Origin of the sequence: Agrobacterium sp. SORGH_AS 787 (genome assembly GCF_030819035.1) — a bacterium.
Classification (GTDB): domain Bacteria; phylum Pseudomonadota; class Alphaproteobacteria; order Rhizobiales; family Rhizobiaceae; genus Agrobacterium; species Agrobacterium larrymoorei_B.
In genome coordinates, this window is the sequence record NZ_JAUTBG010000002.1 from 1,633,843 (window position 1) to 1,650,023 (window position 16,181).

The window sequence follows — 16,181 nt, forward strand, 5'->3', positions numbered from 1 at the left end:
GTCTCCAGATGTCCGGCTGTCGTCAAGTCGTATAGAAAAGGTGGATGGCGCCAGGCTTTCTCAGCTGCGGGAGCGGTTGATGCCCCGGAATACTACTGACAGACGTCCGACCTACGCGGCAAAGCACGAGTTTAGAGGCCTTGGCGTCTTACCAGCCGCCCCCACCCCCGCCGCCACCGCCAGAGCCGGAAGACCCGCCGCCACCTGAAAAGCTGGATGACGAGGAACTGGGTGGTGCAGGAATAGTGGAGGCAATCGTAGAGGCCATGGAGGATGAGAACCCGCCGATCCGGTCCCCGAAGCTGTTGTAGTTGCCGTTATACCAAGTCGGCGCATAAGCCGCAGCCCCGGCGGATGCCGCGGCAAGCCAGGTCTCGAACGCTTTGCTCCAGGGCTTCTCCACACCAAGCGCCACTGCATAGGGCAGCAAAGTCTCGAAATGCTGCGGCGACATCTGCGGCGCGCCCTGCATGTTCATGCGGTCTTTCTCTGCCACCGTGAGGTAAAGCCGTAAGCCCTCGATTGCATCCATCAACTGCCGGCCAAGCGGAGTCGGCGCGCCCATGACCAGCACGAAGAGCACATTCACAAGCACGATGAGCGCCAGCGCAACGACCGCCAACGTGTTGGCATCATGGACGTGATCGAAAAAGATGCGGCCAACGACTGCCGCAATCAGCGAAAAGGTCAGAAAGCCGGAAATGGCCATGAACACGATTCCACCCAGGCGCGAGAGGACGCCGCGTCCGCGACGGCGTTGTTTGCCGTAGATCGTGGCGCTGACGGCAAAGAACACCGCAGCCATGGACAGCGAAATGATGGTACCGATATCGCCTTCATCGAAACTGCCGAAGATCAAGGTTGCAACGATGACCCCGAAGCTGAGCACAAGTCCGCCGACGATATAGCCGCTATTGCTCCTATAATATTTCCCGCGATGCTCTTTCTCGATGGACGAGCGGAAATCCGACCCGACTTTCTGCACCGTCTCGCCATTCGCCTTGTCGATCGTCAGGCTATTGCCGGGAGCACCGATGGAGGACAGCAGTGTGCGTTGACCGACCGGCAAACTGTCCTCGATCTTCTTCTCCGTGCGGCGAATGATCAGGCCGTTCTTCAGATCTTCAATTGTGACGAAGCCTTTGACCGCAAGATCGAGTGCCGTGGCAGAGAGCGCCGTCCAGCCGCCATCGGCAAAGCCGCGGCCGTCGACGTAATTGACAAGCGCAGGCGACAGACCCTCTGGCGGATGCCAGCGCGGCACGATCACGCCCGCTGCCGGGTCGCGACCAACGGCTGCCCATGCTCTGTAGTAATAAGCAAGAACGATCAGCAGGCCGAGACCGGCGATGATGAGGGCGAGGCGATCGCGCAGCCACCATTCCCGCTGCTGCGAGGTGGAGGGTGGATCCAGCACGCCCTTTGGCAGCTTCACGGCCACCGTCATGCCTTCGCCTGGATAGAAGGGGCGGGTAGAGGCAAAGAAGACATCGTTGCCTTCGGTCAGGATACGCGCGTCCTTGCCAGTTGCACCCAACTTGCCGGTGAAGACGGCCGTATCGGTTGGTCTCGCACCCTGTGGCAAGGAGATTGTGGCAGAGATTTCGCGCATCGGAAACTGCCAGCCATTGCCGGTGACGTTCCAGGTCAATTCGTCGTAGCTGTCGAAATAGCGGATTTGCCGATCGGTGTTGTAGGTGATCTGGAAGATGTGCTCGCCCGTGGGGAGCAGGCGGTCGGCATTGCCGGTGTAGATGCGAATGCCACCGTCTATGTTTTCCGTATGCCAGTCTTCGGGGGCGCCGTCGCGCTCCACGGAGAGAACCTTGAAGCCGACTTTCGTCCACTTGCCGTCCTTGTCGACCGCATAGAGCGGGAAGTCGCGAAAAATCCCTCGCTTGATGCGGTCGCCTTCCGCCCGCGCCGTAATCGCCTCCGTCACCGTCAGCGTACCGTCTTTGGCGACCTCAACGATGGAATGATAGGAACTGATGAACTCTTCGGCGGAGGCTGGCAGCACTGCTGCGAGAAGGAGAAACAGCCCGAGAAGTCTGGCGAACAAGGTCTTCACGTGCGATCTCTCCAGATGGTGTTTGCTTCCCGAGCCGGTCAGTTGCGAAAGGTGCGTTTTAAACCGGCTTTTCCACTTCCTGATAGGTGACGCCGAGGGACGCGAGCGCCTTCCAGTATCCTGGATAGGTCTTTCCCACGCAGGCCGGGTTCTGGATGGCAATTCCATCCGTCTTCAAGCCCGCAAGTGCAAAGCTCATCGCAATGCGGTGGTCGTGGAACGTGTCGATGGAGGCGTCAACCGTCTGTCCTGCGAGCGCCGGATCGGCATGAACGATCAGGTCGTCGCCCTCTTCATGCGCAAGACCGTCCCTGATCTGGTTGAGACCGAGCGACAGCGCGCGAATACGGTCACACTCCTTGACGCGCAGATTGGCAATGCCGACGAAGCGCACTGGCGTGTTGTTATAGGCAGCCAAGACAGCAATGGTGGGAATGGCATCCTGCATCTGGCTGCCGTCGATTTCGGCGGGAAGGTTCGGGAACTGCGCCATCACCGCATGCGCCTTGGCATCGGGCTGGGTGAACGCTTCGGCTGGCGTTCCGATATCGATCTTGCCGCCGGTCAAAAGTTCTGCGCCCCAGAGGTAGGTGGCGGCAGACGCGTCTGGCTCGATGTGGAAATCCGTCGCCTTGTAGCCAGTCGGATGCACCCGCCATATGGCATTGCTGACGCGCTCGACCTTGGCGCCGAAAGCTTCCATGGCTGCAACCGTCAGATCGATATAGCCTTTCGCGCCAATATCTTCTCCGGCGAGAATGATGTCGAGCGGCTGCGCGCCGCAAGGGGCGGCCATCAAAAGTGCCGAGACATACTGGCTGGAAAGATTGCCGTCGATCGTGACACTGTCCTTGGTGAAGCCCTTGCCGTTTCCCTTGACCGTAACCGGCGGGCATCCGGTTTCTGCTTCGGCCTCGATCCCCAATGCTGTCAGTGCTTCCACCAGCGGCTTGATCGGACGCTTGCGCATATGCTCATCGCCATCGACGACCACCGTGCCATTCACGGATGCGACCGCAGCCGTCAAAAAGCGCGTTGCCGTCCCGGCATTGCCGAGGAAGAGAGGTTTTTCTGGCGCGGTGAGAATGCCCGAGCTTTCTACGACAAAGCTCGTCGCGTCTGGCTCCGTGACGGTCACGCCCATCGCCCGCAAGGCTTCCGCCATATAGAGCGTGTCGTCGCTTTTCAGGGCGCCCGTCAGTCGGCTTCTGCCTTTGGCAAGACCTGCTAGAAGCAGCACGCGGTTGGTGATGGATTTGGAGCCGGGTGGCTCCACCTTGCCGGAAAGCGGTTTACCGGGCGGGGTGATGGTCAGTTCGATCATGTCTTTATCGTCTTCTTGCCAGCGGACTGGCGATCATTGTCAGAATTTCACGGTGGGAACGGCGCGATCCGCCTCATTGGTGATTTCGAAGTAAGGCGCTTTCGAGAACCCAAACTGCCCGGCGATGAGGTTGGAGGGGAAGCTCTCCACCTTCACATTCAACTCGCGCGCAGCACCATTGTAATAACGGCGCGACATCTGGATTTCGCTTTCAAGCGTTTCGAGCGAGCGCTGCAATTCGACGAAATTCTGATTGGCCTTAAGGTCCGGATAGGCCTCCGCCAGTGCAAACAGCTTGCCGACAGCCTGCCCGAGCAGGCCTTCGGCTTTGGCACGCCCTTCGACATCTCCCGCAGGTACAGCTTGCGCCTGATTGCGGAGAGACACCACCTCTTCAAAGGTGCTCTTCTCATGGGCCGCATAGCCCTTCACCGTTTCGATGAGGTTGGGGATCAGATCAGCGCGGCGCTTCAACTGCACGTCGATGCCGGACCACGCCTCTTCCTTCATCTGCCGTGCTTTGACGAGGCTGTTGTAGGTGAAGACGGCGTAAAGGCCGATCAAGACGATGGCAGCGAGAGCCAGATACATTCAGCGATATCCTCCAATGGCGCGTAGGCAGTCGGACATTATTCGTCTCACTCGTTTTTGTCATCTGAAACAGTCTGCGGTAGAACGTCAAAGTTTGCCATCAGCAGTCTGCATGGCTTATGCTCCGTGTCTTCGCAGATTTTCAAGGCCTGCCCGCGGGCGCGATCGCTGATACCGCGCCCTTCGTTGTAATGCAGATGCCCAGTTCCGTCTTTCGCCATGGCCAGCGCGCGCTCAGCCGTCCCCTGTACCAGATAGGTGTCCAGCTCCGCCTGCTGTTGTCGCGTCAGCTGTTTGCGCAGTGCGTCCGTTGCAGCCATGTCCCACGATGGCAGGTCGTGATCGCGCAAAAAAGCGTCGATCAGAGGATGGAGTACGGCGCGACCCTGCGGAGAGAAAAACAGTTGGTGGCCATTGATATCGCGAGGGGACACGAGATCGACCTGCGCATTGCCGCCGTGGTCCGTCCATGCCTCCTGGAAGCTGTGAACGATATCCGGCTGGAACCACGGATCATTTTCTTCGTACACCCATAGCTGCGGCATAGGCGCCTTTGATGCATAGTCACCGAGGGCGGCAATAAGCTTGTCGCGGTAGGATGTGCAATGGTCATAGACGTGGAATGGTAATCGTTCCGATCCCTTATCGAGATGATAAACACCGCCGGAGACGGAAATCACTGCGGTAAGATGCGCCTGCGGTCTAGCGGACAGCGCCAGCACGTCTGCTCCCCCACGCGATTGCCCGATGGCGATCACTTTCGACATATCCGCATCCGGCCGGCTGGCGATGGCTTTCAACGCTGCTTCAAGATCGTCGGCATCGTGCTGCAACAACACATCCGGCGTCGGGCTTTCGCAGCTCCCGCCCATCTGGTTCACCACACCATCGGAATTTCCATAGCCGCGCCGCAAAACCGCGACAGCCAGATAACCGCGCGCGGCAAAGTCCAGCGCCCAATTTCCAAGCTCTTCCTGAGCGCTTAGTTTTTCGGGGGTATCGCTCGATCCATGGGTGATGAGCGCAACGGGAAAACGACCCTCAAGCGCAGGTTTGGCGATAAATGCTTCGAGCCCAACCGCCGCGCCTTCGATGTGTGTCGAGAGACGCGTCGACTCAAATGTTAGCGGTGCCGCCTGTGTCTCGGTATTGAGGAAAAGAAGCAGGAAAAAGACGTAAAGTAACAACTTAGGGAACATCGTAAAGCGCTGCCCGAAACGGATCCAAACGCTTCATACTTTATCCCGTCAGGCCGCTTTATTCCAGTTCAAGCCACCAGCATCCGTCATCAAAAACGCTTCGCCACAGGCCTTTGCCAACGTGCGTACCCTCAGAATGTAGCTCTGACGCTCGGTCACCGAGATTACGCCGCGCGCATCCAGAAGGTTGAAGACGTGTGAGGCCTTGATGCACTGATCATAAGCGGGAAACACGCATTTATGCAGCATCTGGTTGGCATTGTCGCCGGGCGCACCGGCAGCCAGAAGCGCCTGGCACTCCTTCTCGGCGTCGATGAAGTGGCGATGCAGCATGGCGGTGTCGGCATATTCGAAATTATGGCGTGAATATTCCTGCTCGGCCTGCAGGAAGACGTCGCCATAGGAAATCTTCTCTTCGCCTTGGCGACCATTGAAGTTCAGATCGTAGACATTGTCCACGCCCTGGACGTACATGGCAAGGCGCTCGAGACCGTAGGTCAACTCGCCGGCAACCGGCGAGCATTCGATGCCGCAGACCTGCTGGAAATAGGTAAACTGCGACACTTCCATGCCGTCGCACCAGCATTCCCAGCCGAGACCCCAGGCGCCCAGCGTCGGGCTTTCCCAGTCGTCTTCGACGAAACGCACGTCATGCAGCAGCGGATCGAGACCGATCGCTTTCAGTGAGCCGAGATAAAGCTCCTGAAGGTTGGACGGGTTCGGCTTCAGAATGACCTGATACTGATAGTAGTGCTGCAAACGGTTCGGGTTCTCGCCATAACGTCCATCGGACGGGCGACGGGATGGCTGGACATAGGCCGCTTTCCAGGGCTTCGGACCAAGCGCTCGCAGTGTCGTCGCCGGATGAAACGTTCCCGCGCCGACTTCCATATCGTAAGGCTGCAAGACAGCGCAGCCCTTGTCCGCCCAGTAATTATGCAGCGTCAGGATCAGCGCCTGAAAGGAACGCTTCGGGTTCATATGGTCTGGAACGTCGGTCATTGCGGTCATCTTGGTCAACAGAGGATAAGTAAGGACTTACTTCGATTGCGGACAGGTGCCATGGCAGGGGTTGCGGGTCAAGAACTTCCGTCATGCCCGCTCAAGCGAGACGAGCGCTGCTTCGCAAGAGAAGACCCGAGGCGTCTGCCGATATTTACATTGTGCATCTGTCGCAAATTTTGCTAGCAGAGGCCAACCGAAAATCCGAACCCGAATATCTCTGACACCGGAAAACCAAAATGCCCGATCTTCTGCTTGAACTCCGCTCCGAGGAAATCCCTGCCCGTATGCAGCGGAAAGCGGCTGGCGATCTGAAGAAACTCGTCACCGATGCGTTGGTGGAAGCGGGCCTCACCTATGAGGGTGCACGCGAATACTGGACGCCCCGCCGCCTGACACTGGACATTCGTGGTCTGATCGCGCGCTCTGCCGATGTTCGCGAGGAGAAGAGGGGACCACGCACCGATGCCAATGAAAAGGCCATCGAAGGCTTTCTGCGCGGCGCGGGCCTGAGCGATATTTCTGAGGCGCAGGTTGTTTCCGATCCGAAGAAGGGTGATTTCTATGTCGCGATCATCAACAAGCCGGGTCGCGCCGCCGAAGAGATCATCGCAGATGTAATGCCGGGTATTATCCGCACGTTCCCCTGGCCGAAATCGATGCGCTCCGGTGCTGCGTCCATGCCCAAGGGTTCGCGCTATGGCGGCATCGAAGGCAAGGGCTCGGAAAGCCTGCGCTGGGTGCGCCCGCTGCAGTCCATCGTCTGCCTGTTCGGACCCGAACACGACGAAACGCAGGTCATTCCCTTTGAGATCGACGGTATCGTCGCCGGCAACGTCACCTATGGCCACCGCTTCCACGCGCCGGACGCCATCACCGTGCGCCGCTTCGATGACTACGTCGCAAGCCTTGAGAAGGCGAAGGTCATTCTCGATGCCGAGCGCCGCAAGGACATCATCCTGCATGATGCCAAGGACCTCGCTTTTGCCAATGGTCTCGACCTCGTGGAAGATGAAGGCCTGCTGGAAGAGGTGTCCGGTCTGGTCGAATGGCCCCAGGTTCTCATCGGCACCTTCGAAGAAGACTACTTGCAGATCCCTGCTGAGATCATCCGCCTGACGATCAAGACCAATCAGAAATGCTTCGTCACCCGCCCGCAAGGCGCAGAAGAAGGTCTGTCGAACCGTTTCATTCTGGTGTCCAATATCCAGGCCAGCGATGGCGGCAAGGAGATCGTTCACGGCAACGGCAAGGTGGTGCGTGCGCGCCTGTCAGATGCCAAGCATTTCTGGACGCGCGATCAGGGCGATCTGCCGGACCTCGAGACCTTGACGGACTCCGCGAGGAAATTCGACCTCGATCTCAACAAGCCGCTCGACCAGCGCATGGCAAAGCTCGACGCGCTGAACGTTACCTTCCACGCCAAGATTGGCACACAGGGCGAGCGTGTGGCCCGTATCCGCGAACTGGCAAAGCAACTGGCGCCTGTCATCGGTGCCGATTCCGCCCTCGTTGACCGCGCCGTGGTTCTGGCGAAGGCCGATCTGCGCACCGAAGCCGTTGGCGAATTCCCGGAACTGCAGGGTTTGATGGGACGCAAATATGCGCTCCTACAGGGCGAGAACGAAAGTGTCGCTGCAGCGATCGAGGATCATTACAAACCGCAAGGCCCGTCAGACCGCGTGCCGTCGGACAAGGTGGCCATTACCGTGGCGTTGGCTGACAAGCTGGATACGCTCACCGGCTTCTGGGCGATAGACGAAAAGCCGACCGGCTCCAAGGACCCGTTTGCGCTGCGCCGCGCTGCGCTCGGTGTCGTTCGTATTATACTTGAGCGCAACGTTCGCCTGCCGCTGCTGACCGTCGTCAAGGATGCCGATCTGCTGTCATTCTTCCATGATCGTCTAAAGGTCTATCTGCGTGACCTCGGCGCCCGCTACGATCTGATCGAAGCGGTGCTGGCACCGGAATCCGACGACCTGTTGATGGTAGCACGCCGCGTCGAGGCTCTCACGGCCTTTATCACCGGTGAGGATGGCAAGAACCTGCTGGCCGGTACCAAGCGCGCCACGCAGCTGCTTGCTGCCGAAGAGAAGAAGGGCACCGTCGTTGCCGATGGCGTAGCGGACGAACTCCTCAAGCTCGATGCCGAGAAGGCGCTTTATGCGGCGATCAAGACCGCCTCCGCAGACGCGGCCAAGGCTGTTGCGGCGGAGGACTTCCGCTCAGCCATGCAGGCGCTTTCCACCCTGCGCGCGCCGGTCGATACCTTCTTCAACGATGTTCTCGTCAATGACGAAGATGCCGCGATCCGGGCCAACCGCCTAGCGTTGCTGAAAGCTATCCGCGAAGCCACGGGTACTGTCGCGGATTTCTCCAAGATCACGGGATAACAAGGTTCAGCGCTGATGACGTCCAAGATCCTCATCAGCGCCTGTCTTCTCGGTCACGCCGTGCGCTACGACGGCAAGGGAAAGCCGCTCCACCACCCGGCCATCCAACGATGGCAGGAGGAGGGACGACTGGTAACGATCTGTCCGGAGATGGCAGGTGGCATGCCCGTTCCGCGTCCGCCTGCGGAAATCGAAAACGGAGCTTCCGGCATTGATGTGCTGGAGGGTAGGGCGCGTGTTGTGGAGGTCACCGGAGCCGATGTCACGGAGGCCTTTATCGCCGGAGCATACAAGGCTCTCACCTTTGCCAAACAACACGGCTGCGCCTACGCGCTGCTGATCGATGGAAGCCCGTCCTGCGGCTCGACCGCCATCTATGATGGGACGTTTTCAGGCATCAAACATGCGGGACATGGCGTGACGGCGGCACTGCTGTCAAAGGCAGGAATCAAGGTTTTCTCGCATACAGATATCGACCGTCTGGACACCATCACGAAATGAAAACGCCGGAGAAGTCTCTCCAGTGTCCTTCAAATCGACCGTGTTTGTGACGTTCCGCTTGCCATACGCATCTGGCGCGCTACGCCATGCAACGAGTCCGATTAATGCTGGGATACGCGGAATGTGCGGATCAGCGTCAGCAGCTCTTCGGTATCCTACGTCAATGCATCGGCAGACGCCGTCGTCTCTTCTGCCATGGCAGCGTTATGCTTGGGCATCCAACTGGTTGAGCGACGAGGAGATGGAGCGCATTGTCGTATCTTGTTCGGCAGCAAGGATGAACCTTGCCTGATCAATGCGATGGCCGTATCGACATCAAAGTGATGTTGCCCAGTCCATCGGCCTCCGCCAAGACAGGTCGGGTGGTCTGGGTTGGCAAGGGATTGCCCTCAAGCGCGATCTGGTTTTCCACCGCTTGAGGTGTGTGCTCGGCAACCACAGGTACGGGATGGTCTTGAGGAAGCCACAGAGGATTGCTGCTAACGAAGGTCACGGGCGAACCGCCGAGCCAAGCTTCTGTTCGAACCGTCTCCTTGCGGCCACCAACCTCCCGCGTCGATATGCTCTGCATGCCGCGCTTCAAAACAGGCTTTGCGCTTGCCTTGCCGGAAAATGGAGCGGAAGAACATGTGTTGCAGGTGACGATCAGCACGCTACCATTGGATGTCTTGGTGCCATGCACAACCTCAATTGAGGATGCCAACGCCGTGCCGCTGATGAACATCATGCCTGCCGTCAAAACAAATTTAAACATACTCAACCCCGTAGCCCACGGTCTGATCGCCGCTTTACACAGTAGCAATCCTACAAGGTCTTCCTTTCCACACGGTCAGGATATTTGGTAAAAATTGAACGAAAGCAGATTCTACGTCGCCTCACGCGCCACAGCCTGCCAGCCGATATCACGGCGGCAGAAGCCGTTTTCCCACTTAACCTGACCGACCAGGTCATAAGCACGCGCCTGCGCTTCTCTGACCGTGCTGCCGCAGGCCGTGACATTAAGCACGCGCCCGCCGGTTGCGACGAGTTGTCCATCCTTCATGGCAGTGCCGGCATGGAACACCTTGGCCTCTTTGCTCTCCTGCGGAATAAAGGCGATGGGTGTGTTTTTGTCATAGGAGCCGGGATAGCCTTTGGAGGCGAGAACCACTGTCAGTGCCGGGTCGTCGCGCCATTCAATGGTGACCTGATCCAGCGTGCCTGTGGCGGTAGCGTAGAGAATTGGCAGCAGATCGCTCTTCAGACGCATCATCAGCACCTGGCATTCCGGATCGCCGAAGCGAACATTATATTCGATGAGTTCCGGGCCTTTTTTCGTGATCATCAGACCTGCAAAGAAAACGCCGGAGAAGGGATTGCCATCCTTCGCCATGCCCTTGATCGTCGGTTCGATGATCTCGCGCATTGTACGCTGAACCATCTCGTCCGTCATGACCGGGGCAGGGGAGTAAGCGCCCATTCCACCCGTGTTGGGTCCGGTATCGCCGTCCCCGACGCGCTTGTGGTCCTGGGCGGTTGCAAGTGCAAGTGCCGTCCTGCCATCCGAGAGGCAGAAGAAACTTGCTTCCTCACCGTCGAGATAGGCTTCGACCACGACTTCTGCGCCGGCCGCACCAAAGGCGCCGTCGAAGCAATCGTCCACTGCGGCAAGCGCTTCCGCTTCCGTCATGGCAACGGTCACGCCCTTGCCCGCTGCCAAGCCATCGGCCTTGATGACGATCGGCGCGCCCTGCTCACGGATATAGGCCTTTGCCGGCTCGGCGGATTTGAAGCGCTGATAGGCGCCGGTCGGGATGTCGTAGCGCGCGCAGAGATCCTTGGTGAAGCCCTTGGAGCCTTCCAACTGGGCGGCGCTCTTGGAGGGGCCGAAGGTGGCAAAGCCAGCAGCGCGAAGATCGTCTGCCAGACCTGCAACCAGCGGAGCTTCCGGGCCGACCACGACGAAGTCGATCGAATGGTCGCGGCAGAAGTCGACGACGGCAGCGTGGTCTTCAACGTTCAGCGATACCAGTTCCGCATGTTCGGAAATGCCTGGATTACCGGGTGCGGCATAGAGTTTGGTCAGCTTTGGGGACTGGGCGATTTTCCAGGCCAGAGCATGCTCGCGTCCGCCGGAACCGATCAACAGAACTTTCATGCTCGACACCCCTGTTTCAATGTCCTGCGGCGTTAAGGGCAGGGTGAACAAAGGTCAAGACAAAAGGCAGCCTGCGCCTGCCGCTTTTCTGTGGAATCGCTTGGTCTCGGTGTTGTCATGCCACAATCAGCCTCTATGTTCGGCAAGAATTACAGAACATGTCAGAGACCCTTATGTCCGCAGATAATGCCCGCCTCTCATCCCTTATCGCTTCCGAAATCAACGCCCGCGCTGAGCAGGTGAAGGCGGCGATCCAGCTTCTCGATGAGGGGGCGACCGTTCCCTTCATCGCGCGCTATCGTAAGGAAGTGACCGGCGGTCTGGACGATACCCAGCTTCGTATTCTCGCTGAGCGCCTTTCCTATTTGCGGGAACTGAACGCGCGCCGCGCATCGATCGTTGACTCCATCAATGGTCAGGGAAAAATGACCGACGAGTTGATGCTGAAGATCATGCAGGCCGCGACGAAGGCGGAACTGGAGGATCTGTATCTTCCCTACAAGCCGAAGCGCCGCACGAGAGCGGAAATAGCACGGGAGCGTGGCCTCGGTCCTCTGGCGGAAGCAATATGGGACAACCGTGCCGTAGATCCGGCAAAGCTCGCGGAAGCCTATGTCCAAGGGGAGGTCGCCGATGTGAAGGCGGCACTTGAGGGAGCGCGCGATATCGTCGCCGAAACTATGACGGAAAATGCCGATCTCTTGAAGCGGCTGCGCGACTATATGCGCCAGAACGCCACGCTCCGCGCCAAGGTGGTAGATGGCAAGCAGGCGGCGGGCGAAAAGTTTTCCGACTATTTCGACCACACGGAAAAATGGGCGACAGTGCCCGGCCACCGGGCGCTCGCCATGTTGCGCGGGTGGAACGAGGAAGTTCTGACCTTGACCATCGATGTGGATGCCGACGATCCGTCTCCGGTCAAGCCTGCGCAGCGCACGATCGCTGCGGCTTTCGATATCCGCAATGCCGGTCCCGCCGATCAGTGGCTGATGGAAGTGGCGGGCTGGACTTGGCGCGTCAAGCTCTCCATGTCGCTGTCGCTTGATTTGATGCGCGAGTTGCGCGAGCGGGCGGAAGAGGAGGCGATCCATGTCTTTACCCGCAATCTGAAAGACTTGCTGCTGGCAGCACCCGCTGGCTCGCGTCCGACAATGGGTCTCGATCCCGGCATTCGCACAGGCGTCAAGGTTGCCATCGTGGACGGCACTGGCAAGCTGCTGGAAACGACCACGGTCTATCCCTTCCCGCCGAAGAACGACATTCGCGGCACGCAGGCCGAGCTGGCCTCGCTGATCCGCAAGCACGGCGTTGAACTGATCGCCATTGGCAACGGCACCGGCAGCCGTGAAACGGAAAAACTGGTGGCGGACATGCTGACTCAGATCACCGGACCTAAGCCCACGAAGGTTATCGTCTCCGAGGCCGGGGCTTCCGTCTACTCTGCGTCCGAGCGTGCTGCTGCGGAGTTTCCCAATCTCGATGTGTCTCTGCGCGGTGCCGTTTCTATTGCCCGCCGCTTACAGGATCCGCTCGCCGAACTCGTCAAGATCGAGCCAAAGTCCATCGGCGTCGGGCAGTATCAGCACGATGTCGATCAGGGCAAATTGTCCCGCTCTCTCGATGCGGTGGTAGAAGATGCGGTGAACGCCGTCGGTGTCGATCTCAACACGGCGTCCGCACCGCTTCTGGCACGGGTCTCTGGTCTTGGAAGCTCGATTGCCGATGCGATTGTGCTCCATCGCGATCAGGTCGGGCCGTTCGCCAGTCGCAAGGAGCTGCTGAAAGTGCCGCGCCTCGGCCAGCGCACTTTCGAGCAATGCGCGGGCTTCCTGCGCATTCCGAACGGCAAGGAGCCACTCGATTCCTCCTCCGTCCACCCGGAGGCCTATGATGTGGCAAAGAAGATCGTTGCCGCCTGTGGGCGCGACCTGAGGACCCTGATGGGCGACAGCGCCACCTTGAAGGCGCTGGACCCCAAGCGTTTCATCGACGATCGCTTCGGCCTTCCGACCGTCAAGGATATCATCGCGGAGTTGGAAAAACCCGGCCGCGACCCGCGTCCAAGCTTCAAGACCGCGACCTTTGCAGATGGCGTAGACGAGATCACTGACTTGAAACCCGGCATGCTGCTGGAAGGCACGGTGACCAACGTCGCCGCCTTCGGCGCCTTCGTCGATATCGGCGTTCATCAGGACGGGTTGGTGCATGTCAGCCAATTGGCGGATCGTTTCATCAAGGATCCACATGAGGTGGTGAAGGCTGGCGATGTTGTGAAGGTCCGCGTGGTCGAGGTGGATGTGAAGCGCAAGCGGATCGGACTGACAATGCGCAAGGATGGCGGTGAAGCGGCACCTCAGCCGATGCGTGAAAAGGGCAATGCCAATGCTATGCGCCACGCCAGCGCAAAGCCGAAGGACCGTGCGGAGCCTGCGCAATCCGGAGGTGCGCTGGCGGCGGCTCTCGCCGAGGCGATGAAGCGGCGCTGATACATGGTTGAAGCGGCGCCTTTCCTAAGCCGGGCTAGGCGCCTTTGCTCCATGAAATCGTTCAGTATTTTTGAAACCATCTCGGCTTGAAACTTTGCCGGAAAGGAATACGGTAACATCGACTTGATAAGTGAGACTTAGCTTATTGGGGGTGCTATGGCCTCGTCTCTGCATACGCTGCTTCAGAAAATCGTCAAAACCGGAAACCTGATCGTGACAGGGCCGGGCGGACTTCATTCCTTCGGAGACGGGAGCGGCAAGCGCGTTGCGCTCAACTTCACCGATGAACAGGCGATGGAAGAAATCGCCGCCGATCCAGCGCTAAAGCTGGCCGAAATCTACATGGAAGGGCGGATGACGGTCGTCGAAGGCGACATTTACGACTTCCTCGCACTCGTTAAAAGCAATACGCTCAGCGAAGCTTTGACGTTCGGCATGGTCTGGCGCGGAATGGCGCGGATCATCGCTTCACGCATCAAGATGCACCTGCCCGTTAATCACAACAAGCAGAATGTCGCGCATCATTACGATCTGAGCGCCAAGCTCTTCGATCTCTTTCTCGATCAGGACTGGCAATATTCCTGCGCCTATTTCAATCCTCCCGGTATCACGCTGGATGAGGCGCAGGTGGCCAAGAAGCGCCATATCGTTGCCAAACTCATGCCGGAGCCAGGACAGCGCGTCCTTGAAATCGGTTCCGGCTGGGGCGGCATGGCCATGTATCTGGCCGAGAGTTCCGGCGTCGACGTCACCGGCATCACGCTCAGCGAAGAGCAACTGCGCGTGTCGCGGGACCGGGCGGAGAAGCGAGGGCTGACGGATATCGTTCGCTTCGAACTTCAGGACTACCGCTATCTTCCGCCTGACAGGAAATATGATCGTATCGTTTCGGTTGGCATGTTCGAACATGTCGGCCCGACGCATTACAGGGAGTATTTTCACAAGGCAGCGGAGGTGTTGGAGGATGACGGCGTCATGCTTCTGCATTCTATCGGCCAGCCTTATCCCGCTCTTGCCACCAATCCGTTTATCGAAAAATATATTTTCCCCGGCGGCTATATCCCGTCCCTGGCTGAGGTTTTGCCGGCGATCGAAAAGACCGGGCTTCTTGTCAAGGACATCGAAATCCTTCCGATGCATTACGCGCATACGCTGCGCCACTGGCGCGAGCGCTTCGTCGCGCGGAAAACAGAGGCGGTTGCGCTTTATGATGAGCGCTTTTTCCGCATGTGGGAATTCTATCTGGCCGGCTCCGAAATGGCCTTCACCCACGAGAACTTCCACATCTTTCAGATCCAGCTTACCAAGCGCGGTGGGGTGGTGCCCGATAATCGCGACTATATCGCCCGCAACGAGGCAAGGTTGATGGAGTTCGAGAAGACGCGCGCGCCGTTGGAGAAGGTGGCTTTTTAAGCGGCGCGGTCCTGCCTCAACCGAACTGAGGACAGACCATAACAAAAGCTGAATCCGAGCTACCGTGTTCTTTGTCGATGCGGTAGAAGTCCCCATGGTTCACAACAGCGATCTTTCCGGCCGCGTTTCGGACGCGCCATCCAACAATTGGGTCTATCGGATCTTGCCGAGAGGCCTTTGGCCCTATGCGCAGCTTGCCCGGTGGGATCGGCCCATCGGCTGGCAGCTTCTGATGTGGCCCTGCTTCTGGTCGGCGGCGGTCGCCGCCAATGCCGCACAACAGATCGGCACATTCTCCTGGTCCACGTTGCTGTTCCACCTCTTCCTGTTTTTTGCAGGGTCGGTCGCGATGCGCGGGGCTGGCTGCACCTATAATGATCTGATCGACCACAAAATCGATATGGCAGTGGCGCGCACTCGCTCAAGACCGCTGCCGTCCGGCCGGGTAACCCGGTTGCAGGCAAAAATATTCATCGTGATACAGGCGCTCGCGGGCTTGGTGGTGCTGCTGTGCTTCAACAGCTTTGCAATCCTGCTCGGCCTGTCATCGCTGATTTTCGTAGCGATCTATCCCTTTGCCAAGCGCTTTACCAACTGGCCGCAGTTTTTCTTAGGCCTCGCCTTTTCCTGGGGCGCGCTAATGGGTTGGGCCGCTCAGTTCGGGTCGCTAGGCGTAGCGCCTGTACTGATATACGCCGCATCGATCGCCTGGACGATCGGATATGACACAATCTACGCGCATATGGACAAGGATGACGACATAGCCGTCGGCATCGGATCCACCGCCCTTCTGTTCGGAGATAGGACACATGGCTGGCTGGTGGCCCTTTATGGCACAGCCGCGGTGTTTCTCTTCCTTGCATTCGCAATCGCGAATATTAACCCGGTCGGATATGCAGGCCTCATCGTCGCCACCGCGATGCTCTTCTATCAGGTGAAGTCGCTGGACATCGGCAATGTAGAAAAGTGCCTGGCGCTCTTCAAATCCAACAACCGCGTCGGCCTGTTGATTTTCGCAGGCTTGATGTTGCCATTGATCTTCTCATAGCGAAAAGCCCGGACGC

The 16,181-nt window shown here is 58.6% G+C and carries 12 protein-coding genes; 5 read left to right on the plus strand and 7 right to left on the minus strand.

From position 1 onward, the window contains the following. Window positions 1-148: 148 nt before the first annotated feature. From QE435_RS17085 to QE435_RS17105, 5 genes are read right to left on the minus strand one after another with little or no spacing between them, the layout of a single operon-like run. The gene (locus tag QE435_RS17085; protein ID WP_349042094.1) at window positions 149-2,071 is read right to left on the minus strand and encodes a DUF2207 domain-containing protein; all 1,923 of its coding nucleotides are present in this window, start codon (window positions 2,069-2,071) and stop codon (window positions 149-151) included. A 58-nt stretch (window positions 2,072-2,129) separates the two neighbouring features. After that, a complete protein-coding gene (locus QE435_RS17090) occupies window positions 2,130-3,395 on the minus strand; it encodes a 3-phosphoshikimate 1-carboxyvinyltransferase (protein ID WP_349042095.1) in 1,266 nt (421 codons plus the stop codon). Between the two features lie 39 nt (window positions 3,396-3,434). Then, window positions 3,435-3,986, minus strand: coding sequence for a LemA family protein (locus tag QE435_RS17095; protein ID WP_349042096.1), 552 nt, complete (start codon window positions 3,984-3,986; stop codon window positions 3,435-3,437). Window positions 3,987-4,033: 47 nt separating this feature from the next. Beyond that, entirely contained in the window at window positions 4,034-5,185 is a 1,152-nt protein-coding gene (locus tag QE435_RS17100) for a CocE/NonD family hydrolase (protein WP_349042097.1), read from the minus strand. A 48-nt stretch (window positions 5,186-5,233) separates the two neighbouring features. Beyond that, a complete protein-coding gene (locus QE435_RS17105; protein WP_349042098.1) occupies window positions 5,234-6,196 on the minus strand; it encodes a glycine--tRNA ligase subunit alpha in 963 nt (320 codons plus the stop codon). A 230-nt stretch (window positions 6,197-6,426) separates the two neighbouring features. Between QE435_RS17105 and glyS the strand changes: the two genes are divergently transcribed. Beyond that, window positions 6,427-8,580 carry a glycine--tRNA ligase subunit beta gene (glyS, locus tag QE435_RS17110; RefSeq protein WP_349042099.1) on the plus strand — a complete coding sequence of 718 codons (2,154 nt, stop codon included), beginning with the start codon at window positions 6,427-6,429 and terminating at the stop codon, window positions 8,578-8,580. 15 nt (window positions 8,581-8,595) lie between these two features. Continuing rightward, window positions 8,596-9,081, plus strand: a complete 486-nt coding sequence (locus tag QE435_RS17115; RefSeq protein ID WP_349042100.1) for a DUF523 domain-containing protein — start codon at window positions 8,596-8,598, stop codon at window positions 9,079-9,081. Between the two features lie 292 nt (window positions 9,082-9,373). Here the strand turns inward: QE435_RS17115 and QE435_RS17120 are convergent, their stop codons facing one another. After that, window positions 9,374-9,835 (minus strand): plant virulence effector HPE1-like domain-containing protein, encoded by a 462-nt coding sequence (locus QE435_RS17120; protein WP_349042101.1) that lies wholly within the window; start codon window positions 9,833-9,835, stop codon window positions 9,374-9,376. Window positions 9,836-9,946: 111 nt separating this feature from the next. Then, window positions 9,947-11,218, minus strand: coding sequence for a phosphoribosylamine--glycine ligase (gene purD, locus QE435_RS17125; RefSeq protein WP_349042102.1), 1,272 nt, complete (start codon window positions 11,216-11,218; stop codon window positions 9,947-9,949). A 173-nt stretch (window positions 11,219-11,391) separates the two neighbouring features. Between purD and QE435_RS17130 the strand changes: the two genes are divergently transcribed. The 3 genes from QE435_RS17130 (at window position 11,392) to ubiA (ending at window position 16,165) form a co-directional block, all read left to right on the plus strand. Further along, on the plus strand, window positions 11,392-13,704 hold the full coding sequence (locus QE435_RS17130; RefSeq protein ID WP_349042892.1) for a Tex family protein: 2,313 nt from the start codon (window positions 11,392-11,394) through the stop codon (window positions 13,702-13,704). A 156-nt stretch (window positions 13,705-13,860) separates the two neighbouring features. After that, window positions 13,861-15,117 (plus strand): cyclopropane-fatty-acyl-phospholipid synthase family protein, encoded by a 1,257-nt coding sequence (locus tag QE435_RS17135; protein WP_349042103.1) that lies wholly within the window; start codon window positions 13,861-13,863, stop codon window positions 15,115-15,117. 94 nt (window positions 15,118-15,211) lie between these two features. Beyond that, entirely contained in the window at window positions 15,212-16,165 is a 954-nt protein-coding gene (gene ubiA, locus QE435_RS17140; RefSeq protein ID WP_349042104.1) for a 4-hydroxybenzoate octaprenyltransferase, read from the plus strand. The last annotated feature ends 16 nt before the right edge of the window (window positions 16,166-16,181 follow it).